This is a genomic window from Micromonospora sp. NPDC049060 (genome assembly GCF_040649055.1).
Classification (GTDB): domain Bacteria; phylum Actinomycetota; class Actinomycetes; order Mycobacteriales; family Micromonosporaceae; genus Micromonospora; species Micromonospora reichwaldensis.
The window spans coordinates 16,014-41,869 of sequence record NZ_JBEZEV010000032.1; the positions used below are offsets into that span (position 1 = coordinate 16,014).

Genomic DNA, 25,856 nt, shown 5'->3' on the forward strand with positions numbered 1-25,856 from the left:
TGCGGCTGATGTCGTTGCGGCTGGTGGTCACGACGTCTCCAGCTCGCGGTCGATCAGGTCGAAGATGTTCTCGGCGGTGGCCGACTCCAGGTCGTCGTCACCGTCCGCGTCCGCCTGCCGTTCGGTCAGCCGGCCCAGCAGGCCGTGCAGCCGGTCGGTGATCTTGCGGAACTCGTCGTCGGTGGGGTCGAGCCCGACGAGCGCCGCCTCCAGCCGGTCCAGTTCCCGGCCGGCCGTCGACGCCTCGCCCGCCGGGGTCGCCGGGGCGAACTGACCGGCCAGGTGGGTGGCGAGTGCCTCGGGCGTCGGGTTGTCGAAGACCAGCGTCGCCGGCAGCCGCAGCCCGGTGGCCGCGCCGAGCCGGTTGCGCAGCTCGACGGCGGTGAGCGAATCGAAGCCGAGTTCCCGGAACGCCCGGGTCGGTTCGATGCCGGCCGGGTCGCCGTGGCCGAGGACGACCGCCACGTGCGCCAGCACCAGGTCGCGCAGGGCGCGTACCCGCTTGTCGGCGGGCAGGGCGCGCAGCGTCTCCGCGTACGCCTGCCCGTCGGCGGCCTCGCCGGCCGCGGCCCGGCGGCCGGCGGCGCGCACCAGGTTCGCCAGCAGCGGATGCACGGGCGCACCGGGCGCGGCCACCCCGGTGATGATCTTGGCGGGCATCAGCGTCGCCCGCTCGGAGCGCCAGGCCGCGTCGAACAGGGCGAGGCCCTCCTCGTTGGAGAGCGCCGCCATGCCGCCCCGGTCGAGCCGGCGGATGTCGGCCGAGTCGAGGTGCCCGGTCATGCCGCTGGCCTGCGCCCAGCGGCCCCAGGCCAGCGCGACCGCCGGCAGGCCGAGGGCCCGCCGGTGCTCGGCGAGGGCGTCGAGGAACGCGTTGCCGGCGGCGTAGTTGCCCTGGCCGGGGCCGCCGAACACGCCGGCGGCGGCGGAGAAGAGCACGAACGCGCTCAGCTCGTGGCCGAGGGTCGCCCGGTGCAGGTTCCAGGCCACGTCGGCCTTGGGCCGCAGCACCGCGTCGAGGCGGTCCGGGGTGAGCGACTCGACGGTGGCGTCGTCGAGGACGCCGGCGGCGTGCACGACGGCGCGCAGCGGGTGCCGCCGGTCCACCATGGAGAGCACGTCCGCCACGGCGTCCGGGTCGGCCAGGTCGGCGGCGACGATCGACACGTCCGCGCCGAGCGCCTTGAGGTCGGCGAGCAGCTCGTCGGCGCCCTCGGCGTCCGGGCCGCGTCGGCTGACCAGCAGCAGCTGCCGGGCGTCGTGCGCGGTGACCAGGTGCCGGCAGAGCAGCGCGCCGAGGGTGCCGGTCGCCCCGGAGACCAGGACCGTGCCGTCGAGCCGCGGCGCCTGCGGGACGCTCAGGGCGAGCTTGCCGACGTGCCGGGCCTGGCTGAGGAAGCGGAACGCCTCGGGGGCGCGCCGGACGTCCCAGGTGCGCCGGGGCAGGGGCCGCAGCGCACCGGCGGCGAAGAGCGCCATCAGCTCGGCCAGCATCGCGCCGATCTTCGCCGGGCCGGCCTCGATGAGGTCGAAGACCTGGTAGCTGACCCCCGGGTGGTCGGCGGCGACCCGCTGCGGGTCCCGCTTGTCGGTCTTGCCCATCTCGACGAACCGGCCGCCGTCGGCGAGCAGCCGCAGCGACGCGTCGACGTACTCGCCGCTGAGCGCGTTGAGCACCACGTCGACGCCCCGCCCGCCGGTGCGGTGGGCGAACTCGTCGGCGAAGTCGAGGCTACGGGAGGAGGCGAGGTGCGCGTCGTCGAAGCCGGTGGCGCGCAGCGCCGGCCACTTGCCGGGGCTGGCCGTGCCGTAGACCTCCGCGCCGAGGTGGCGGGCGATCTGCACGGCGGCCATGCCGACGCCGCCGGCCGCCGCGTGGACGAGCACGGACTCCCCGGCGCGCAGCCGGGCCAGCTCCACCAGGCCGTACCAGGCGGTCAGGAAGACCACGGGCACGGCGGCGGCGTCGGTGTAGGACCAGCCGTCGGGGATGCGGGTGAGCAGCCGGCGGTCGGTGACCGCCGCCGAGGAGAACGAGCCGGAGAAGATGCCCATCACCCGGTCGCCGGGGGCGAGGTCGGTGACCCCCGGCCCCACGCCGAGCACCACACCGGCGCCCTCGTTGCCCAGCACCTCCTGGTCGGGGACCATGCCGAGGGCCAGCACCACGTCGCGGAAGTTCAGCCCGGAGGCGCGCATCCCCACCAGGACGTGGCCCGCCGGCAGCTCCCCGGAAACCTCGGGGGCGGGCAGCAGGGCCAGGTTCTCCAGCGTGCCCTTCTCGGTGACGTCGAGGCGCCACGGCACCTCGTCGGCGGGCAGCGGCAGCACCCCGGCGTCGCGGGCCCGGGCCAGCCGGGGCACCAGCGACACGCCGTCGCGCAGCGCGAGCTGCGGCTCGCCGGAGGCGACGGCCGCCGGGACGGCCGCCAGGGAGGCGGCGGCGTCGTCGGTGTCGAGCAGCGTGAACCGGCCGGGGTGCTCGGACTGCGCGGAGCGCACCAGCCCCCACAGGCTCGCCCGGGCCAGGTCGCGCGGGGCCTCGCCCGGGGCCGCGCCGACCGCGCCCCGGGTGTGCAGCACCAGCCGGGACCGCTCCAGCCGGGGCTCGCCCAACCACTGCTGCACCAGCGCGAGCGCGTCGCGGGCCGCGTCGTGGGCGGCCGCGCCGGCCCGCTGCGGGTCCGTCTCCGCGCCGGAGCGCAGGTCCAGCACCACATCGGGTACGTCCCCGGACTCCTCGACCGCCGCGACCAGCGTTGCCAGGTCGGCGTGCGCCCGCACCGGGTGCCCGGCGGCGGCGAGCGCCCCGGCGAGGCCGAGGGTGTCGTCGCCGAGCAGCGCCCAGCGGGCCTCCCCGGCCGCCGCGTCGGTGCCCGGCAGCGGCGTCCAGTCCAGGTGGAACACCGACGTGCGGCGCAGGGCGGCGGCCTCGTCGGCCCGGCCCGCGGCGACCGGGCGGAACGTCAGCGACTCGACGGTGGCCACCGGCTGGCCGGCGGTGTCGGCGAGGGTGACCGCGACGGTGTCCGGGCCGAGCGACCGCAGCCGCGCCCGCAGCCGGGTGGCGCCGTGGGCGTGCAGGGCGACCGAGCGGAAGGCGAACGGCATCCAGCCCGCCCCGGAGGTGTCCGCCGCGTCGCCGAGCAGGGCGGTGATCCCGCTGGCCTGGAGGGCCGCGTCGAACAGGGCCGGGTGCAGACCGAAGCGGGACGCGTCGGCGGTCGCCTCCTCGGGCAGGGCCACCTCGGCGTAGACCTCGCCGTCGCCGCGCCACACCCGGCGCAGGCCACGGAAGGCGGGGCCGTAGCCGAGGCCGCCCTCGGCCATCTGCGCGTACCAGGCGTCCAGGTCGGCGTCGACCTCGACGGCGTCGGCCGGCGGCCACTGCCCCGGTACGGCGGTCGGGGCGGGCAGGTGCGGCAGCAGCAGGCCCTCGGCGTGCCGGGTCCACTCGGCGTCGGCGTCCTCCTCGGGGCGGGAGTGCACGGTGACGCTCCGCTCGCCGGCGTCGCCGGGCGGGCCCACGCGTACCTGCACCTGGACCGCGCCGGCCGGCGGGAGCACCAGCGGGTTGATCAGCGTCAGGTCGCCGACCTGGCCGGCGTCGACCTCGTCGCCGGCCCGGACCACCATGTCGACCAGCCCCGTGCCGGGGACGATCACCGCCCCGCCGACGGCGTGGTCGGCGAGCCACGGGTGGGTACGCACCGACAGCCGCCCGGTCAGCACCACCGTCTGGTCGTCGGCGACGGGTACGGCCGCGCTGAGCAGCGGGTGGTCGGTGTCCTGGAGGCCGGCGGAGCCGACGTCGCGCACCCGGTGCGCGGGGGCGTCCAGCCAGAAGCGTCCGTGCGCGAAGGCGTACGTGGGCAGCGCGACGGCGTCGGTGCGGGCCAGCACGGCCGTCAGGTCGACGGGCAGGCCGATCGTGTGGGCGGTGGCGAGGTTGGTCAGCAGCCGCGTCGCGTCGTCGTCCCCCCGACGCAGGCTGCCCAGCGTGTGCCCGCTCGCGCCCGCGTCGTCCAGGATCGCCGTCACCGGCATCGTCAACACCGGATGCGGGGAGATCTCCACGAACGTGGTGTGCCCGCCGGCGACCGCGACGCGCACGGCCGCGTCGAACTGCACGGTCTGCCGCAGGTTGTCGTACCAGTAGCCGGCTGTCATCGACGCCGGGTCCACCCAGTCCCCCGTCAGCGTGGAGACGAGTCGGGTGTGGCCCTGTCGCGGGGTCACGTCGGCCAGGTCGGCACGCAACTGCTCGGCGACGTCCTGCACGGCGGCCGAGTGCGACGCGTAGTCCACGGGGATCAACCGGGCCCGCACCCCGTCGGCCTGGCACGCCTCGACCAGGTCGGCAACCGGCTGCGGCGGACCCGACACCACCACCGTGGACGGGCCGTTCACCGCCGCCACACCCACGCCGGGGAACTCCCCGAGCCGCTCGGCGACCGCCTCAGCGGAGAGATCGACCGACGCCATCGTGCCGGTGCCCCGCAGCACCGTCAGCGCCCGCGACCGCAACGCCACGGCCTTCGCCGCGTCCTCCAGGGACAGGATCCCGGCCACGCACGCCGCACCGATCTCGCCCTGCGAGTGGCCGACCACCGCGGCCGGGGTCACCCCGGCGTGCTGCCACACCGCTGCCAGGGCCATGCCGACGGCCCACAGCACCGGCTGCACGACCTCGACCCGCGCCAACCACGACTCGTCGTCGCCGGTCAACACCGACACGAGGTCCACGTCCAGATACGGGGCGAGGGCCCGCTGGCACTCCGCAAGCCGCGCGTCGAACACCGGCGTACGACCGACGAGACCGGCCGCCATCCGCGCCGACTGCGCACCCTGACCCGGGAACACGAACACCGGGCCCGCACCGTGGCCGGACGCCGTCGCCGTGACGACGGTGCCGGCCGGCGTCCCGGACGCGAGGGCGTCCAGCCCCGCCAGCAGCTCCGCGGAGGTGGCACCGACCACGGCTGCCCGCTGGTCGAACACCGACCGGGTCGTCGCCAGGGACCAGCCCACCGCCGCCGGATCGACCTCGGCGCGCTCGCGCACGTACTGTGCCAGCCGGGCCGCCTGGCCCGCCAGGGCGGCCTTCGACCGCGCCGACACCGGCCACACCACGACGCCCGACGCCACCAGTCCGGGGCCGGCCACGGCGGGGGCGACGGCCTGCGGCTCGTCGGCCTGCTCGATGATCACGTGGGCGTTGGTGCCGGACATGCCGAACGACGACACCGCCGCCCGACGCGCCCGGTCCACCGCCGGCCACGGCCGCGACTCGATCGCCAACTCGACGGCCCCGGCGGACCAGTCGATGTGCGGGGACGGCTCGTCCACGTGCAGCGTCGCGGGGACCACGCCCTCCCGCATCGCCAGCACCATCTTGATCACACCCGCCACGCCCGAGGCGGCCTGGGTGTGCCCGAGGTTCGACTTGACCGAGCCGAGCAGCAGCGGCTCGTGCCCCTCGCGGCCCTGCCCGTACGTGGCCAGCAGCGCCTGCGCCTCGATCGGGTCGCCAAGCGTCGTGCCGGTGCCGTGCGCCTCGACCACGTCCACGTCGGCGGTGCCCAGCCCGGCACCCGCGAGGGCCTGGCGGATCACCCGCTGCTGCGACGGGCCGTTCGGCGCCGTCAACCCGTTGGAGGCACCGTCCTGGTTGACGGCGCTGCCCCGCACGATCGCCAGCACCTCGTGGCCGTTGCGCCGGGCGTCCGACAGCCGCTCGACCAGCAGCATGCCCACGCCCTCGCCCCAGCCCGTGCCGTCCGCAGCCGCCGCGAACGCCTTGCACCGGCCGTCGGCGGCCAGCCCACGCTGCCGCGAGAACTCGAAGAAGGTGCCGGGGGTGGCCATGACCGTGACGCCGCCGGCGAGGGCGAGGTCGCACTCGCCGCGCCGCAGCGACTGCACCGCCAGGTGCAACGCCACCAACGACGACGAACACGCCGTGTCCACCGACACCGCCGGCCCCTCCAACCCCAACGCGTACGCCACCCGACCCGACACCACACTCGCGGCGTTGCCTGTGGCCCCGAACCCTTCGGCCTGCTCCCCCGCAGCCATGAGCAGGGCCCCATAGTCCTGACCATTCGTGCCCACGAACACCCCTGTTCGCGAACCCCGTAGGACCCCAGGCTCAACCCCTGCCCGCTCGACCGCCTCCCACGAGACCTCCAGCAGCAACCGCTGCTGCGGGTCCATCGCCGCCGCCTCGCGCGGCGAGATCCCGAAGAAGCCCGGATCGAACTCCGCCGCACCGTCGAGGAAGCCGCCCTTGTCGGTGTAGGTGGTGCCGGGGTTGGCCGGGTCGGGGTCGTAGAGCCGGTCGAGGTCCCAGCCCCGGTCGGTCGGGAAGTCGCCGATGGCGTCCACGCCGTCCGCGACGAGGCGCCACAGCCGCTCGGGGTCGTCGACGCCCCCGGGGTAGCGGCAGGCCATGGCGACGATGGCCACCGGTTCGTCGTCGTCGACGGCGGCCGGGGCGGCGACGGGGGCCGGCCCGGCGTCGGCGTCGGCGCCGAAGAGGCCGGTGAGCAGGAGCCGGGCCAGCACGACCGGGGTCGGGTGGTCGAAGACCAGGGTGGTGGGCAGCGCCTGCCCGGTGGCGGCGACGAGCCGGTTGCGCAGCTCCACCGCGGTCAGCGAGTCGAAGCCGAGGTCCCGGAACGCGGTGGTCGCCGGGATGGCCGCGGCCCCGCCGTCGTGGCCGAGCACGTCGGCGGCGAGTTCCCGGACCAGGTCGGCGACGGCCTCCTCGCGGCGGGCCGGGGCCAGCCCGGCGAGCCGCCGGCGCAGGGTCGCCGCCGGGCCCTCGTCGCCGTCGTCGACCGCGACGCCGCCGTCGAGGGCGGCCCGCGCCTCCGGTACGCCCTCCAGCAGTGGCCGGCGGCGGGCGGAGGCGTACGCGGGGGCGAACCGGGCCCAGTCCACGTCGGCCACCGTCACGGTGACGTCGTCGTGGTCGAGGGCCTGCTGCAACGCGCCCATGGCGACGGTCGGGTCCATGGCGGGCAGGCCCCGGCGGCGCAGGTTGCGCTCGGCGTCCGCCGCGTGCATGCCGCCGTCGGACCACGGTCCCCAGGCGATGGCGGTGCCGGCCCGGCCCTCGGCCCGCCGCCGCTGCACCAGCGCGTCGAGGTAGGCGTTGCCGGCCGCGTACCCGGCCTGCCCGCCGCTACCCCAGGTGGCGGCGATGGACGAGTAGACGACGAAGGCGTCCAGTTCCCGGTCGGCGAGGAGGTCGGCGAGGTGGGCGGCGCCGGCGGTCTTGCCGACGGTCACCTCGGCCAGCTCGGCGGGGGTGACCTCCGCCAGCGGGGTGGCCTGCGCGATGCCAGCGGCGTGCAGGACGGTGCGCACGGGCGGGCCGTCGGCCTCGACCCGGTCGAGCAGGTCGGCGAGGGCGGCCCGGTCGGCGATGTCGCAGGCGGCGACGGTGACCCGGGCCCCGAGGCCGGTCAGCTCGGCCTCCAGCTCGGCGGCGCCGGGGGCGTCGGGTCCGCGCCGGCTGACCAGCACGACGTGCTCGGCTCCGGCGGCGGCGAGCCAGCGGGCGGCGCGGGCGCCGAGTCCGCCGGTGCCGCCGGTGATCAGGGCGGTGCCGGTGGGCGTGAACCGGCGCGCCGGCGGGCGGTCGCCGAGGGCGGCGCGCACGAGGCGGCGGGCGAAGACGCCGGGGCCGCGTACCGCGAGCTGGTCCTCGCCGGTCGATCCCGTGAGGATCGCGGCGAGCCGGGTGGCGGCCCGGTCGTCGGGCTCCGGCGGCAGGTCGACCAGGCCGCCCCAGCGGTGCGGGGCCTCGACGCCGACCACCCGGCCGAGGCCCCAGATGGCGGCCTGCGCCGGGTCGGTGAGCCGGTCGTACGAGGCGGCGGCGACCGCGCCCCGGGTGACCAGCCACAGCGGCGCGGCCAGGCCGGCGTCGCCGAGCGCCTGCACGAGCGCGAGGGTGGCGGCCAGGCCGGGCAGGACGGTGCTGTCGGCGGCGGGCGGCTCGGCGGCGAGCAGGGAGACGACGCCGGCGGGGTCGGTGCCGGCGAGGGACGCCGCGAGGCCGGCCCGGTCGGCGTCCGGCTCCACGGTCAGCGGCAGCACGTCGGCACCGGCGCCGGTCAGCGCGGCCCGGACGGTCTGCACTGCCGGGTCGTCGGCGCCGCCGGCGGGCAGCGCCAGCAGCCAGGTGCCGGCCAGCCGGGCGGGGGCGGGTTCTCCGGTCACCTGCCAGTCGGCCCGGTACCGCCAGCCGTCGAGCACCGAGTGTTCCTGCCGCTGCCGCCGCCAGTCGGCGAGGACGGGCAACAGGGTACGCAGCGACTCGGCGGCGGCGGTGTCGGTGACGGCGAGGGTGTCGCGCAGCGCGTCGAGGTCGGCGCGTTCGACGGCCGCCCAGAACCGCCGGTCGAGCGCGCCGGCCCCGCCCGTCGTGGTGTCGTCGGCGGACGCCTCGGCCGGCACCCAGTAGTGCTGCCGCTCGAACGGGTAGGTGGGCAGGCCGACGAGCCGGCCGGGCCGGTCGGCGAGGAGGTCCGCCCAGCGCACCGGGGTGCCGGCGACGTGGAGCTGGGCGAGGGCGGCGAGCAGGGCGCGACGGTCCGGGCGGTCCCGCCGCAGCACCGGCACCACCACGGCGGGGGCGGCGTCGCCGGCCTCGGCGAGGGTCTCCTGGATGCCGGCGGTGAGGACGGCGTCGGGGCCGACCTCCACGAAGGTGCCGACGCCGTGGGCGCGCAGGGTGCGTACGCCGTCGGCGAAGCGGACCGCCTCCCGGACGTGGCGCACCCAGTAGTTCGGGTCGGTGAGCTGCGCCGGGTCGGCCAGCTCGCCGGTCAGGTTGGACACCACCGGCAGGGTGGGGGCGCGCAGGTCGAGGCCGGCGGCGACGGCGGCGAACTCGGCGAGCATCGGCTCCATCAGCGGGCTGTGGAAGGCGTGGCTGACCCGCAGCCGCCGCACCTTCACCCCCCGGCCGGTCCAGAGGTCGGCCAGCTCGTCGATGGCCGCGCCGTCGCCGGAGACGACGACGGCGCCGGGGGCGTTGACGGCCGCGACGGCGACCCGGTCGGTCAGCGCGGCGATCGACTCGGCGACCCGGGCCTCGTCGGCGGCGACGGCGAGCATCGCGCCGCCGGCGGGCAGGGCCTGCATGAGCCGGCCCCGGGCGGCGACGAGGGCGCAGGCGTCGTCGAGGGTGAGCACGCCGGCGACGTGGGCGGCGGTCAGCTCGCCGACGGAGTGCCCGGCGACCATGTCCGGGGCCAGCCCCCAGGAGCCGAGCAGCCGGTGCAGCGCCACCTCCACGGCGAAGAGCGCGGCCTGGGTGAAGACGGTCTGGTCGAGCAGCGCCGCCTCGTCGGTGCCGGGTTCGGCGTGCAGCAGCGGCTTCAGCGGCCGGGGCAGCCGGTGGTCGAGGTGGGCGCAGACCTCGTCGAGGGCCTCGGCGAACACAGGGTACGTCCCGTACAGCTCCCGGCCGGCGCCGGCGCGCTGCGCGCCCTGGCCGGAGAAGAGGAACGCGACCCCGCCGCGTTCGGCGGCGGCACCGGTGACCAGGCCGGGGGCGGGCCGGTCGTCGGCGAGGGCGTGCAGGGCGGCGAGCAGGCCCTCGCGGTCGTCGGCGAGGACGACCGCCCGGTGTTCCAGGGGCGAGCGGGAGACCACCGAGGTCCAGGCGACGTCGGCCGGGCGCACGTCCGGGTCGTCGGCGACGTACCGCGACCAGCGCTCGGCCTGGTGGCGCAGCGCGGCGCGGGTGCGGCCGGTGAGCAGCACCGGCGCGGGCGCGGGCGGCTCCGGCTGGTCGGCCTCGGCGCGGGCCGGCTCGGGCTGTTCGAGGATGAGGTGGGTGTTGGTGCCGCTCATGCCGAAGGAGGAGACGGCGGCGCGGCGCGGCCGGTCCACGGCCGGCCACGGCGTGGCCTCGGTGACCAGGGTGACCGCGCCGGTGGCCCAGTCCACGTGCGGGGTGGGCTCGTCGACGTGCAGGGTGGCCGGCACGACGCCGTGCCGCATCGCCTCCACCATCTTGATGACTCCGGCGATGCCGGCGGCGGCCTGGGTGTGGCCGATGTTGGACTTGATGGAGCCGAGCAGCAGCGGCGCGGCGTCGCCGCGCTCCCGGCCGTACGTGGCGAGCAGGGCCTGGGCCTCGATCGGGTCGCCGAGGGTGGTGCCGGTGCCGTGCGCCTCGACCACGTCGACCAGGTCGGGGGTGAGCTTCGCGCCGGCCAGGGCCTGCCGGATGACCCGCTGCTGGGACGGGCCGTTGGGGGCGGTGAGGCCGTTGGACGCGCCGTCGGAGTTGACCGCCGAGCTGCGGATGATGCCGAGCACCGGGTGGCCGTTGCGGCGGGCGTCGCTGAGCCGTTCCAGCAGCAGCATGCCGACGCCCTCGGACCAGCCGGTGCCGTCGGCGGACGCGGCGAAGGACTTGCACCGGCCGTCGGCGGCGAGGCCGCGCTGCCGGGAGAACTCGACGAACGGGCCGGGGGTGGCCAGCACGGTCGCGCCGCCGGCCAGGGCGAGGCCGCACTCGCGTTGGCGCAGCGCCTGGCAGGCGAGGTGGATGGCGACCGACGCCGACGAGCAGGCGGTGTCCACGGTGACCGACGGGCCTTCGAGGCCGAACGTGTACGCCAGCCGGCCGGAGACCACGCTGGCGGCGGTGCCGGTCAGCACGTAGCCCTCGACGCCGGGGGCCCGGTGCAGCACGGCGGCGTAGTCCTGCCCGGAGGTGCCGACGAAGACGCCGGAGCGGCTGCCGCGCAGCGACAGCGGGGCGATGCCGGCCCGCTCGAACAGCTCCCAGGTGGTCTCCAGCAGCAGCCGCTGCTGCGGGTCCATGGCGACCGCCTCGCGCGGCGAGATGCCGAACAGGGCGGCGTCGAAGCGCCCCGCGTCGTGCAGGAACCCGCCGGAGGTGGTGTACGAGGTGCCGGCGTTGTCCGGGTCGGCGTGGTAGAGCCGCTCCAGGTCCCAGCCCCGGTCGGTGGGGAAGTCGCCGATGGCGTCCCCGCCGGACGAGACGAACTCCCACAGCTGTTCAGGCGAGCTGATGCCGCCCGGGTAGCGGCAGCTCATCGCCACGATCGCCACCGGCTCGGACTCCTCGGCGGTGACCTCGCGCAGCCGTTGGCGGGTCTGCTGAAGTTCGGCGACGACCCGCGTCAGGTATTCGCGCAGCCGCTCTTCGTCCGCCATGACATCTCGCTTTCTCGTGACACCACAGGTCCCCGGGCGGCTCAGGAGAGCCCGAGGTCCTGGTCGATGAGGTCGAACAGCTCCTGGTTGCTGGCCACCCGCAGCCGGTCGGCGACCTCGGCGGTCTCCTCCCGGCGTTCCTCGGCGGTGCCGAGCCGTTCGAGCAGGCTGTGCAGCCGCATCGTGATCCGCACCCGGCCGATGTCGTCCGGGTCGCGCAGCGCGAGGGCGCTCTCCAACTGGTCCAGCTCCGCCAGCGTCGGCAGGGCCTCCACCGAGGCCTCGCTGAGCAGTTCGGCCCGCAGGTGCTCGGCCAGCGCCTGCGGCGTCGGGTAGTCGAACACCACCGAGCTGGGCAGGCTCAGCCCGGTCGAGCGGGCCAGCCGGCCCCGCAGCTCCACGGCGGTGAGCGAGTCGAAGCCGAGGTCCCGGAAGGGCCGGCCGGCCTCGACGGCGTACGGGCTGTCGTGGCCGATGACCTCGCCGGCGGCGGTGCGGATGAGGTCCACCAGCAGCCGCGCCTGTTCGGCCTGCGACAGCTCGCCGAGCCGCTTGCGCAGCTCGCCGGCGACCTGGTCGCCGTCCTCGGCGTCGGCCCGCGCCGCCGCGGCCTGGGCGGCCACCTCGGCGATCTCGCTGATCAGCGGCCGGGGCCGGGCGGAGGCGAACACCGGCGCGAAGCGGTCCCAGTCGATGTCGGCGACGGTGAGGGCGGTGTCGTCGCCGTCGAGGCCGGCGCGCAGGGCGGCCATCGCCGGTTCCCGGTCCAGCAGGGACACCCCGCGCCGGCTCATGGCCGCCGCGTGCGCGTCGGTCACCATGCCGCCGCCGGCCCACGGCCCCCAGTTCACCGAGAGGTGCCGGGGACCCCCGGCCGGCCGGGACTGCGCCCAGGCGTCCAGGAAGGCGTTGCCGGCGGCGTACGCGCCGTGGTCGCCGACGCCCCAGACGGCGGCGATGGAGGAGAAGTGCACGACCAGGTCGAGCGGCTCCGGGTCGAGGAACTCGTCCAGGTGCCGGGCGCCGGCGATCTTGCCGGAGACGACGTCGGCGAGTTCCGCCCCGGTGACCGCGGCGACCGGGTTGAGCCGGCCCACGCCGGCGGCGTGCACCACCGCGTGCACGGTCTCGCCGTCGGTGCGCAGGCCACGGACCAGCTCGGCGACCGCGTCCCGGTCGGCCAGGTCGCAGGCCAGCACCCGGGCCTCGGCGCCCAGCGCGGCAAGTTCCGTCACCGCCTCGTCCGCGCCGGGGGCCGCCGCGCCGCGTCGGCTGACCAGCAGCAGTCGCCGCGCGCCGTGCCGGGCGAACCAGGCCGCGGCGTACCGGCCGACCGCGCCGGTGCCGCCGGTGACCAGGACGGTGCCCGGCGCCTGCCAGTCGGCCGCCGCCTCGGCGCGGGGCGCGCGGGCCAGCCGGCGCAGGTACGTGCCGGAGTCGCGCACCGCGAGCTGGTCCTCGTGCCCGGCGGCGGTGAGCGCCGCCAGGACGTGCTCGGCGGCGGCCGGGGTCAGGGTCTCGGGCAGGTCCAGCAGGCCCCCCCAGTGCCGGGGGTGTTCCAGCGCGGTCACCAGGCCGAGGCCCCAGGTGGTGGCCTGGGCGGGGCGGACGACGGGGTCGCCGTCGGCGGTGGCGACGGCCTGCCGGGTGAGCAGCCACAGCGGCACCGGGGGCAGGGCGTCCGTGACCGCCTGCACCAGGGCGAGGTTCGCGGTCAGGCCCAGCGGCACGGCGGGGTGGTCGGGCTGCGGTCGCTCGTCGAGGGCGAGCAGCGACACGATCCGGGTCGGCGCGGCACCGGCCAGCTGCGCGGCGAGCGCCGTGCGGTCGGTCGTGGCCGGGTCGACGGCGAGCTGCCGCACGGTGCCGCCCCGGGCGGTGACGAGCTCGGCGAGCCGGTCGACGACCGGCTGGTCCGTGCCGCTGTGGACCAGGGTCCACGTGCCGTCGACGGCACCCGGGGCGAGGGCCTGCGGACGCCAGGTGACCCGGTAGCGCCAGCCGCCGGCGAGGGTGTCCTCCTGCTGCTGGCGCCTCCACCGGTCCAGGTCCGGCAGCAGTTCGCGCAGCGGCCGGTCCGCGTCGAGGCCGAGCCGCCCGGCGAGCGCGTCGCCGTCGCCCGACGCCACGGCCCGCCAGAACGCCGAGTCGACGTCGTCGTGCGCGGCGGCGGAGGCGTGCGCCGGTGCCGTGTCGAGGGTCGGCCAGAACCGCTGGTGGTCGAACGCGTACGTGGGCAGGTCCACGGGACCGGCGCCGGGCAGCAGCCGCGACCAGCGGACGGCCACGCCGTGGCAGTGCAGTCGGGCCACCGCGCCGAGCAGGGTGGCCACCTCGTCCTGGCCGGGCCGCTGCACGCCGGTCACCACGACCGGGGCGTCCGCCGGCAGCGCGTCGGCGGTCAGGGCGGTCAGCACGGTGTCCGGCCCGATCTCCAGGAACCGGGTCACCCCGTGGGCGTGCAGGTGGGTGACGGTGTCGGCGAAGCGGACCGCCTCGCGGACGTGCCGGACCCAGTAGTCGGGGGTGCAGAGCTGCTCGGCGTCGATGACCGCGCCGGTCAGGTTCGACACCAGCGGCACCGTCGGCGGGGCGTACGACAGACTCGCCGCCACGGCCGCGAAGTCGGCGAGCATCGGCTCCATCAGCGGGCTGTGGAAGGCGTGGCTGACCCGCAGCCGCTTCGTACGCACGCCGAGGCCGGCGAAGTGGTCGGCCAGAGCGGTCAGCGCGTCCTGCGCCCCGGCGACGACGACGGCGGCCGGCCCGTTCACGGCGGCGACGGCGACCTGGCCCGACGTGCCGTCCAGCGCCCGCAGCACGTCGACCTCGGGCGCGGCGACGGCGAGCATCCCGCCGCCGGCGGGCAGGGCCTGCATCAGCCGGCCCCGGTTGCCGACGAGCGCGCAGGCGTCGGGCAGGTCGAGCACCCCGGCCACGTGGGCCGCGCTGATCTCCCCGACGGAGTGCCCGGCCACGAAGTCGGGCCGGATCCCCCAGTGTTCGAGCAGCCGGAACAGCGCCACCTCGACGGCGAAGAGCCCGGCCTGGGTGAAGGCCGTCTGGTCGAGCAGGTCGGCCTCGGCGGTGCCGGGCTCGGCGAAGAGCACGGTGCGCAGCGGCCGCGGCAGGTACGCGTCCAGGTGCTGGCACGCCTCGTCGACCGTCGCGGCGAAGACCGGGAACGTCTCGTACAGGCGACGGCCCATCCCGGCGTGCTGGGCGCCCTGGCCGGAGAAGAGCGCCGCCAGCGCGCCGCCGGGCTCGGCGACGCCCCGGGTGAGTCCCGGGTGCTCCTCGCCGGCGGCGAGTGCCCGCAGGCCGGCGAGGGCCGCGTCGGCGTCCGCGGCGAGCAGCACCGCGCGGTGCCGCAGCGGGGAGCGTCCGGTGGCCAGTCCCCGGGCCACGTCGGCGGCGGGCGTCGCGGTGCCCGGCAGCCAGTCGGCCAGTCGGGCCGCCTGGGCCCGCAGGCTGCCGGCGGTGTCGGCCGAGACGACCCAGGGCAGCACCGGCGGTCCGTCGGCCGGCCGGGGCGTCCCGGTGTCGGCCGGCGCGGCGGCGGGCGCCTGTTCGAGGATGACGTGCACGTTGGTGCCGCTGACCCCGAACGACGACACGCCGGCCCGGCGCGGCCGGTCCGCCTCCGGCCACGGCCGCGCCTCGGTCAGCAGCGCGACCGCGCCCGCCGACCAGTCCACGTGCGGCGAGGGCTCGTCCACGTGCAGGGTGGGCGGCAGCAGGTCGTGCTGGAGCGCCATCACCATCTTGATCACGCCGGAGACGCCGGCGGCGGCCTGGGTGTGGCCGATGTTCGACTTGACCGAGCCGAGCAGCAGCGGCCGGTCGGCGGGCCGGTCCCGCCCGTACGTGGCCAGCAGCGCCTGCGCCTCGATGGGGTCGCCGAGGCGGGTGCCGGTGCCGTGCCCGTCGACGGCGTCCACGTCGGCGGCGGTCAGCCGCGCGTTGGCCAGCGCCTGGCTGATCACCCGCTCCTGGGCCGGCCCGTTGGGGGCGGTCAGCCCGTTGCTGGCGCCGTCCTGGTTCATCGCCGAGCCGCGCACGACGGCGAGGATCCGCCTACCGTCGCGCTGGGCGTCGGAGAGCCGCTGCAACATCACCAGGCCGACGCCCTCGCCCCAGCCGGTGCCGTCGGCGGCCCCGGCGAACGACTTGCACCGGCCGTCGAGGGCCAGCCCCCGCTGCCGGGCGAACTCCAGGAACGGCCCGGGGGTGGCCATCACCGTCACGCCGCCGGCGACGGCGACATCGCACTCGCCCTGCCGCAGGGACTGGCAGGCCAGGTGCAGCGCCACCAGCGACGACGAGCAGGCGGTGTCGACGCTGACAGCCGGGCCCTGCAACCCGAAGTGGTACGCCAGCCGACCGCTGATGACGGCGGCGACGTTGCCGGTGGCCTGGTAGCCCTCGGTCTCGACCCGGGCGGCCATCAGCAGCGTCGCGTAGTCCTGGCCGTTGGTGCCGACGAAGACGCCGGTGTTGGTCTCCCGCATGTCGGCCGGCGCGGTGCCGGACCGCTCGAACAGCTCCCAGGCGCTCTCCAGCAGCACCCGCTGCTGCGGGTCCATCACCATCGCCTCGCGCGGGGAGATGCCGAACAGGGCGGCGTCGAAGCCGGCGGCGTCGGTGAGGAAGCCGCCCTCCCGCACGTACGAGGTGCCGGGACGGTCGGGATCGGGGTCGTAGATCGCCGCCAGGTCCCAGCCCCGGTCGGCCGGGAACTCCGCGATGCCGTCGCGCCCCTCGGCGACGAGTCGCCACAGGTCCTCGGGGCCGGCGACGCCGCCGGGGTAGCGGCAGCTCATCGAGACGATGGCGATCGGCTCGTCCAGCGCGGTGGCGGCCCGCACGGGCTCGGCCGCCGGGGTGTCGTCGCCGGTGAGCCGGGTCGCCAGGTGCTCGGCGAGGGCGTCGGGCGTCGGGCGGTCGAAGACCAGGGTCGCCGGCAGGTTCAGCCCCACCGCCTCGGCGAGCCGGTTGCGCATCTCGACGGCGCTGAGCGAGTCGAAGCCGATCTCCCGGAACGACCGGTCCGCCGCCAACGCCTGCGGCGAGGACAGGCGCAGCACCGCCGCCGCGTGGACCCGTACGAGGTCGAGCAGGACGCGGCGCCGTTCCGGTGCGGCGAGTCCGGCCAGCCGGCCGCGCAGCGGCGAGGCCGCGTCGGGCGTGTCGCCGTCGCGCTGCCCGGCGGCGAGCAGCCGGGCCACCTCGGGGACGTCGGCGATCAGCGGCCGGGGGCGGGCCAGCGTGTAGGTCTGGAGGAACCGGTCCCAGGCGATGTCCGCCACGGTGAGCGTGGTGTCGCCGTGGTCGAGCGCCTCGGCCAGGACGGAGACCGCGAGGTCGGGGCGCATGGCCCGGACGCCCGAGCGGAACATCTGGTCGGCGGCGCCCTCGGCGTCGACCATGCCGCCGCCGTCCCAGGCGCCCCAGGCGATGGCGGTGGCGGCCCGGCCGCGCCGGCGCCGGTCCTCGGCGAGCGCGTCGAGGAAGGCGTTGGCCGCGGCGTAGCCGCCCTGGTGCCCGCCGCCCCAGACGCCCGCGCCGGAGGAGAAGAGCACGAACGCCGACAGTTCGTCGCCGCACACCTCGTCGAGGTTGACCGCGCCGGCCACCTTGGCCCGCAGGGCGTCGGCGAGGTCGGCCACGTCGGTGGCCGCGACCGGTGCGGCGTGGGCGACGCCGGCGGTGTGGAACACGGCCCCGATGCGGGTGCCCTGCCCGGCGAGCCGCTCGACGAGGGCCCGCACGGCGGCGGGGTCGGCGACGTCGCAGGCGGCCACGGTGACGGTGGCGCCGGCGGCCCGCAGTTCGTCCGCCAGTTCGTCGGCGCCGGGCGTGGCGGGGCCCTGGCGGCCGGTCAGCACCAGCTCGCCGACGCCCTCGCGGGCCAGCCAGCGCGCCACCTGGGCCCCGATCGACCCGAGGCCGCCGGTGACCAGGACGGCGCCGCTCGCGGGACGCCAGTCCCCTGTCGCGGTGCGCTCGGCGCGGGCCCGGACCAGTCGCCGGGCGAACACCCCGGAGGGGCGCAGCGCCAGCTGGTCCTCGGCGTCGACGCCGGCCAGCACCGCCACGAGGCGGCCCCGGTCCCGGGCGTCCAGCTCGGTGGGCAGGTCGACGAGGCCGCCCCAGCGGTCCGGGTGTTCGAGGGCGACCACCCGGCCGAGGCCCCAGAGCATCGCCTGGCGGGGGCGGTCGAGCGGGTCGGCCCGGCCGGTGGAGACCGCGCCGGTGGTGGCGCACCACAGGGGGGCGGTGACACCGGCGTCGCCGAGGGCCTGGACCAGGGCGTACGTGCCGGCGAGGCCCGCCGGCACCACCGGGTGGGTCGGGTGCGCGACGTCGTCCAGGCCGAGCAGGGAGAGCACGCCGGCGACGGCGCCGGTACGCGCCAGCCGCTCGGCCAGCGCCTGCCGGTCCGTCTCCGGCACGTCGATCCGGACCACCTCGGCCCCGCCCTCGGTGAGGGCCCGGGCGACGCCGTCGACCAGGGGGTGCGCGGCGCCGTCCGCCGGCACCAGCAGCAGCCAGGCGCCGGACAGGGTGGCCTCCGGCGCGACGGTCACCGGCTTCCAGCTCACCCGGTAGCGCCACGAGTCCACGGTGGACTCGTCGCGGCGGCGTCGGCGCCACGAGGAGAGCAGCGGCAGCGCGGGGTCGAGGGACCGGGCCGCCGTCTCGTCGATCCGCATGGCGGCGGCCAACGCCTGTGGGTCGGCGCGTTCCACGGCCTCCCAGAAGTGCCGGTCCGCCTCGTCCTGGCCGGCGGGGGCGGGGCCGGTCGTGACCTGCGCCTGCGGCCAGTACCGCTGGCGCTGGAAGGCGTACGTCGGCAGCTCCACCGGCGGGCCGGTGCGGGCGCCCAGGACGGCCGTCCAGTCCACGGGCACGCCGTGCACGTGCAGCCCGGCGAGGACGGTCAGCATCCGGGGCCAACCGCCGGCGTCGGTGTCGGCGGCGGCCACCACGACGGCGTCGGCGGCCTGCGCGGTCTCTCCCATCCGGGCGGCGAGCACGGGCCCGGTGGCGGCCTCGACGAGGACCTGGTGGCCCTCGTCGAGCAGGGCGCGCACGACCGGGTCGACGTCGACGCCGTCGGCCAGCCCCCCGTACCAGCGGGCGGCGTCGAGGCCGTCGGTGTCGACCCGTCCGCCGGTCGCCGCCGAGTACAGCGGCACCTCGGCCGGCCCGAGGGTGGTCCCGGCCAGCGCGTCCCGGTCGGCGTCGGCCCGGCTGCCGAGGGCGATCGTCCTCGCCGCGTCCTCCAGCGACAGCGCGCCGGCCACGCAGGCGGCCGCGACCTCGCCGTGGGCGTGCCCGAGCACGGCGGCGGGCCGGACGCCCAGCGAGCGCCACCAGCGGGCCAGCGAGACCGCCACGGCCCACCGGACGGGGTGCGTCACCCGGGGGTCCGTCGCGGGTGGGGCGCCGTCGGCGCCGCGCAGCACGGCGGTGAGCGACCAGTCCACGTGGGGTGCGAGGGCCGCCTCGCAGGCGGCGATCGCGGCGGCGAACTCCGGCGACCGGTCCAGCAGTTCGACGGCCGTGGCGGGCCACGGGTCGCCGTGGCCGGGGAAGACGAGGACCGGGTCGCCGCCGCGCAGCGCGGTGCCGGTGACCGTGGCGGGGGTGGCCTCGCCGAGGCGGAGCGACTCCAGGGCCCGCGTCAGGCCGACGGTGTCGCGGCCGAGGACGACGGCGCGGTGCCCGAACGCCGCCCGGGTGGTCGCCAGGGCGTGCGCGACGTCGGCCGGTTCCAGCTCCGGGTGCGCCGCGAGGTGCGCGCCCAGCCGGGCCGCCTGGTCGCGCAGCGCCGGGGCGTCCACGGCGGAGAGCACCAGGGGTACGACGCCGGCGCGCGGACGGTCGGCGGCGCGTGCGTCGACCGGCTCGGCGGGCGGCTGCTCGATGATCACGTGCGCGTTCGTGCCGGAGATCCCGAACGACGACACCGCCGCCCGACGCGGCCGATCCACCTGCGGCCACGGCGTGGGCTCGGTCGCGAGAGCCACCGCCCCGGCCGTCCAGTCCACGTGCGGCGACGCTTCGTCCACGTGCAGCGTCGCCGGCACCAGACCGTGCCGCATCGCCATGACCATCTTGATCACACCGGCCACACCGGCAGCCGCCTGCGTGTGCCCGATGTTCGACTTCACCGACCCCAACAACAACGGCCGGTCCCCCGGACGCTCCTGCCCGTACGTCGCCAGCAGAGCCTGCGCCTCGATCGGGTCACCCAGCGTCGTGCCCGTGCCGTGCGCCTCGACGGCGTCCACGTCGGCCGGGGTCAGGCGAGCATTCGCCAGGGCCTGCCGGATCACGCGCTGCTGCGACGGGCCGTTCGGGGCCGTCAGCCCGTTGGACGCGCCGTCCTGGTTCACGGCCGTGCCCCGCAGCACGGCGTGGATGCGCCGGCCTTCCCGCTGGGCGTCGGAGAGCCGCTGCACGAGCAGGACACCCACGCCCTCGGACCAGCCGGTGCCGTCGGCCGAGGCGGCGAACGACTTGCAGCGGCCGTCCTGCGACAGCCCACGCTGCCGGGAGAACTCGATGAACGTGCCGGGCGTGGCCATGACGGTCACGCCGCCGGCCAGCGCCAGATCGCACTCACCTGAACGCAACGCCTGCGCGGCGAGATGCAGCGCGACGAGGCTGGACGAACAGGCGGTGTCGACGGTGACGGCCGGGCCCTCCAGGCCGAACGTGTACGCCACCCGACCGGACAGGACGCTGCCCGAGTTGCCGGTGCCGACGTAGCCCTCGACCTCGTCGGCCAGCTCCATGAGCTGCGACGCGTAGTCGTGGTACATGACGCCGGCGAAGACACCCGTCCGGCTGCCCCGCAACCGCTGCGGATCGAGACCGGCCGACTCGAACGACTCCCACGACGCCTCCAGCAGCAGCCGCTGCTGCGGGTCCATCGCCAGGGCTTCGCGCGGCGAGATGCCGAAGAAGCCCGGGTCGAACTCGCCGGCGCCGTAGAGGAAACCGCCGTGGCGCGTGTACGACGTGCCGGGGTGGTCGGGGTCGGGGTCGAACAGGCTTTCCAGGTCCCAGCCCCGGTCGGTGGGGAACTCCCCGATGCCCTCGCCGCCGGCGGCCAGCAGCGCCCAAAACTGGTCGGGCGTCTCGACGCCGCCGGGGTAGCGGCAGGCCATCCCGACGATGGCGAGCGGCTCGTCGACCCGGGTGGTGGTCCGCGCGCCTGGAGCGGCGGTGCCGCCGGCGGCGCCGGCCAGCTCGGCGTGCACGTGGGCGGCGAGCGCCTGGGGCGTCGGGTAGTCGAACACCAGCGTCGAGGGCAGCCGGAGGCCGGTGGCCGCGTTGACGCGGTTACGCAGGTCGACGGCGGTCAGCGAGTCGAAGCCGAGCTCCCGGAACGCCCGGTCGGCCGGCACGGCCTCCGCGCCACCGTGCCCGAGCACCTGCGCGACGAGGCCGCGTACCAGCACGTCGATCTGGGCCCGCGCCTCGTCGGCGGCGAGGCCGCTGACGCGGGTCGCCCAGGTGGTGCCCTGTCCCGCCTGGCGGCGGGTCGTGGTCGTACCGACCAGGTTACGGAGCATCGGCGGCACCAGGCCGGCGCCGGCCGCGGCCCGGAGGGCGGCCAGGTCGATCACGGCCGGTACCAGGGCCGGCCGCTCGGCGGTCAGGGCGGCGTCGAACAGCCGCAGCCCGGTCTCGGCGCTCATCGCGGTGACGCCGCCCCGGGTCGATCGCGCCCGGTCCGCCTCGTCGAGGGACGCGCCCATGCCGGGGGTGTCCCACATGCCCCACGCGAGACTGACCGCCGGCAGACCCAACTGCCGCCGGTACACCGCAAGCCCGTCGAGGAACGCGTTACCCGCCGCGTACGCCGACTGACCCGGCGAGCCGAGCACCCCCGCCACCGACGAGAACACCACGAACAGGTCCAGATCCAGCGACGCCGTCGCCTCGTGCAGGAACCAACCCGCCGACACCTTCGGCGCCAGGACCCCGGCCAGCCGCTCGGCGGTCAGTCCCTCCACGATCCCGTCGTCCAGGACACCGGCGGTGTGCACGACACCCGCCAGCCGACCCTCGGCGGCGACCTCGGCAACCAAAGCGCCGACCTGGTCCCGGTCGGTCACGTCGCAGGCGGCAATCCGCACCGACGCGCCCAGCGCGGACAGCCGCTCCGACAGCTCGCCCGCACCCGCGGCCTCCGGACCGCGCCGCGACACCAGCACCAGCGACCGCACGCCGTGCACCGACACCAGGTGCTCCGCCACCAGCGCACCCAGCGCACCCGTACCACCGGTCACCAGCACCGCACCGTCACCCACCACCGGCGCCTGCGCCGACGAGGCGACCGCGCGCACCAGACGCGGCACGAACACCCCACCCGCACGCACCGCGACCTGACCACCGAACGCCACCGGCTCGTCAGCCACCGTGGCCAGCACACCCAACAGCCCGGCATCCACGTCACCGTCGACGTCGGCGAGGACGATGCGACCCGGGTGCTCCGACTGCGCCGAACGCAGCAGACCCCACACCGCCGCACCGCCCAGGTCCGACACCCGGTCGTCGGCACCCACCGACACCGCGCCCCGGGTCACCACCACCAGCCGCGACTCCGACAGCGCGTCGGCCGCCAGCCAGGACCGGACGGTCGCCAGCACGGCCGTGGTCGCCGCGCGTACCGCGTCGGGGACGTTGTCGGCGGCGTCCGCCAACAGGTCGGCGTCCTCGCCGTGGACCGGGCGGGTCTCCGTCCCGGCGTGGTCGGATCGGCGCAGGCTGCCCGCCGGCACCAGCAGCAGGCGCGGCGTCACGCCCGACGGCCCGGCGGCCGTCGCGGTCACCGCATCGACGTCGGCGTACGACGGCAGGTCGGCGGCGGCGGGCGAGCCCACCAGCGCCCACCCGGAGACCTCGCCGGCCGGGGTGACCTCCTGGGCCTGCCAGGCGACCTCGAACAGCGACCGGGACGACGCGTCCGGGGACGACGACACCCCGGTCAGTTCCCGCAGTGCCAGGGAGTCCACCGACACCACGGCCGCGCCCGACTCGTCGCACGCGACCAGGCGCACCGCCGAGCCCGCGCGCGTCAGCCGCACCCGCAGCACCCGCGCGCCCGAGGCGTGCACCTGCACACCCTCGAACGCGAACGGCACCCGCGGCCCGCCCGAGCCCTCCGCACCGGGCAGCAGCCCGATCGGGTGCAGGGCGGCGTCCAGCAGCGCCGGGTGCACGCCGAAGCCGGCGGCGTCGCCCGCCACCTCGTCCGGCAACGCCACCTCGGCGAACACCTCGTCGCCGCCGGTCGTCCACACCCGGCGCAGCCCCCGGAACACCGGCCCGTACGCCAGGCCGCGCTCGGCCAGCGCCGGATACCAGCCCGCCACGTCCACCTCGGACGCGCCGGCCGGCGGCCACTCCCCCACGCCCGGCTCGTCGGCCGTCGCCGGCTCCAGCACACCCTCCGCGTGCCGGACCCACTCCGGGTCGACGGCCTCCTCCGGCTGGGAGTGCACGGTCACCGACCGGGTGCCCGCCTCGTCGGCCGCGCCGACGCGCACCTGCACCCGCACCGCACCCGCCGACGGCAGCACCAGCGGCGCGGCCACGGTCAGCTCCCGCACCCGCGACGCGCCCACCTCGTCGCCCGCCCGCACGGCCAACTCCACCAGGGCGGCGCCCGGCACGATCACCACGCCGGAGACGGAGTGGTCGGCGAGCCAGGCGTGCGTCGACGTGGACAGGCGGCCGGTCAGCACCACCATGTCCTCGCCGGCCACGGAGACGGCCGCGCCGAGCAGCGGGTGCCCGGCCGCCCCGAGGCCGGCCCCGGAGACGTCCGTCCACCGGCCCGCCGGCTCCAGCCAGTAGCGCTGGTGCTGGAAGGCGTACGTCGGCAGGTCCAGGTGCCGGCCGCCGGCCCGGTCGAGCAGGTCGGCCCAGCCGACGGTCACGCCGTGCACGTGCAGCAGCGCGAGGGCCTCCAGGAGGGCCTGCGGCTCGGGCCGGTCGTGGCGCGACACCGGGGCCAGCAGGGGCGCGGTGTCGTCCTCCGCGCGCTCGGCGAGGCAGTTCTGCGCCATGGCGGTCAGGACGCCGTTCGGCCCCACCTCCAGGTAGGTGTCGACCTCCTCGGCGCGCAGGCAGTCGACGGCGTCGGCGAAGCGCACGGTGCCGCGTACGTGGCGCACCCAGTAGCCCGGGTCGCAGAGCTGGTCGGCGTCGGCGACGCGGCCGGTCAGGTTCGACACCACCGGGATCGTCGGCGGCCGGAACGTCAGCCCCTCGGCGACGGCCGCGAACTCGGCCAGCATCGGGTCCATCCGGGCGCTGTGGAAGGCGTGGCTGACCCGCAGCCGGCGGGTCTGCACGCCCCGCTCGGACCACACCCGCTGCACCTCGTCGAGGGCCTCGACGTCGCCCGCCACCACCACGGCGGCGGGGCCGTTCACGGCGGCCACGTCCAGCCGGCCGGTCAGCCCGGCGAGGGAGGCGGCAACCGCGGCCTCGTCGGCCGCCACGGCGAGCATGCCGCCGCCCGCCGGCAGGGCCTGCATGAGCCTGCCCCGCGCGGCGACCAGCGCGCACGCGTCGGCCAGGGAGAGCACGCCCGCGACGTGCGCCGCCGCGATCTCGCCGATGGAGTGCCCGGCCACCAGGTCCGGCGCGACACCGAACGACTCGACGAGCCGGAACAGCGCCACCTCGACGGCGAACAGCCCCGCCTGGGTGAAGACCGTCTGGTCCAGCAGTTCCGCGTCGGGCGTGCCCGCCCCGGCGAACAGCACCTCGCGCAGCGGGCGCGGCAGCAGCGGGTCGAGGTGCCCGCACGCCTCGTCGAGGGCGGCGGCGAAGACCGGGAAGGCCGCGTACAGCTCGCGACCCATGCCGGCGCGCTGCGCGCCCTGGCCGGAGAAGAGGAAGGCCACCCGGCCGCGCGGGGCCGACGCGCCGGTGGTGACGGTGCCGGTCGGCTCGCCGGCGGCGAGGGCCCGCAGCCCGGCGAGCAGGTCGTCCGCGTCGCCGGCCAGGACGACCGCGCGGTGTTCGAGCCCCGCGCGGTTGACCGAGGAGGCCGCGACGTCGACCGGGCGCGGGGAGTCGACGCGGGCGAGGTGGTCGGCCCAGCGGCCGGCCTGCCCGGCGAGCGCCTCGGGCGTACGGGCGGAGAGGAACACCGGGGCGAGCGGGAGCGCCACCGGCGCGTCGGCGGCGGACGGGGCCTCGTCCGTGGACGGGGCGTCGTCGACGGGCGCCTCCTCCAGGATGACGTGCGCGTTCGTACCGCTGATGCCGAACGACGACACGGCGGCCCGGCGCGGCCGGTCGGTGGCCGACCACGGGCGTGCCTCGGTCAGCAGCGACACCTGCCCGGCGGACCAGTCGATGTGCGGGGACGGCTCGTCGACGTGCAGGGTGGCGGGCATGGTCCGGTGCCGGATCGCCTCGATCATCTTGATCAGTCCGGCGGCGCCCGCGGCGGCCTGGGTGTGGCCCAGGTTCGACTTGACCGAACCCAGCCAGAGCGGTCCACCCTCGCCCCGGTCCTGCCCGTACGTGGCCAGCAGCGCCTGCGCCTCGATCGGGTCGCCGAGGGTGGTGCCGGTGCCGTGCGCCTCGACCACGTCGACGTCGGCCGGGGACAGCCGGGCGTTCGCGAGGGCCTGCCGGATCACCCGCTCCTGCGACGGGCCGTTGGGGGCGGTGAGCCCGCTGCTGGCGCCGTCCTGGTTGACGGCGCTGCCCCGGACCACGGCGAGGATGCGCCGGCCGTCACGGCGGGCGTCGGAGAGCCGCTGCAACAGCAGCACGCCGACGCCCTCGGACCAGCCGGTGCCGTCGGCGGCGGCGGCGAACGACTTGCACCGGCCGTCCGAGGCCAGGCCCCGCTGGCGGGAGAAGTCGGCGAAGGTGCCCGGGGTGGACATCACCGTCACGCCGCCGGCGAGCGCGAAGTCGCAGTCGCGCTGGCGCAGCGCCTGCGTCGCGAGGTGCACGGCGACCAGCGACGACGAGCACGCCGTGTCCACCGTGACCGCCGGGCCCTCGAGCCCGAAGGTGTACGCCACCCGTCCGGACACCACGCTGCCGGAGTTGCCGGTGCCGATGTAGCCCTCGACGCCGTCGGGCAGGTCCAGCACCCGCGACGCGTAGTCGTGGTACATCACCCCCGCGAAGACGCCGGTCCGGCTGCCGCGCAGCCGCTGCGGGTCGATGCCGGCGTGCTCGAACGCCTCCCAGGAGATCTCCAGCAGCAGCCGCTGGTGGGGGTCCATCGCCAGGGCCTCGCGGGGGCTGATGCCGAAGAAGCCCGGGTCGAACTGCGGCGCGTCGTAGAGGAAGCCACCCTGGCTGCTTGTCGACGTGCCCGGGTTGTCCGGGTCGACGTTGAAGAGCCGCTCCAGGTCCCAGCCCCGGTCGGCCGGGAAGTCGCCCACCCCGTCGCCGCCCCGGTCGACGAGGTCCCACAGCTCCGCCGGGCTGGACACGCCGCCCGGGAACCGGCACGCCATGCCGATGACGGCCATCGGCTCGCGGTCCTTGGCCTCCACCTCGCGCACCCGCCGACGCGCGTCGCGCAGGTCGGCAGTCGCACGCCGGAGGTAGTCGAGGAACTCTGCCTCAGTGGGCATCGG

Annotated in this window: 2 protein-coding genes; both read right to left on the reverse strand. The window is 76.9% G+C overall.

Going from position 1 to position 25,856, the window contains the following annotated elements; genetic code table 11:
* Positions 1–27 precede the first annotated feature (27 nt).
* The gene (locus AB0B83_RS14550; protein WP_357578598.1) at positions 28–11,211 is read right to left on the reverse strand and encodes a type I polyketide synthase; all 11,184 of its coding nucleotides are present in this window, start codon (positions 11,209–11,211) and stop codon (positions 28–30) included.
* Between the two features lie 41 nt (positions 11,212–11,252).
* The gene (locus tag AB0B83_RS14555; protein WP_357578599.1) at positions 11,253–25,853 is read right to left on the reverse strand and encodes a type I polyketide synthase; all 14,601 of its coding nucleotides are present in this window, start codon (positions 25,851–25,853) and stop codon (positions 11,253–11,255) included.
* Between the last annotated feature and the right edge of the window lie 3 nt (positions 25,854–25,856).

Excerpts from the sequence above, each read along its gene's own strand:
- AB0B83_RS14555 (WP_357578599.1), bottom strand. The coding sequence starts at position 25,853 with ATGCCCACTGAGGCAGAGTTCCTCGACTACCTCCGGCGTGCGACTGCC.
- AB0B83_RS14550 (WP_357578598.1), bottom strand. The coding sequence starts at position 11,211 with ATGGCGGACGAAGAGCGGCTGCGCGAATACCTGACGCGGGTCGTCGCC.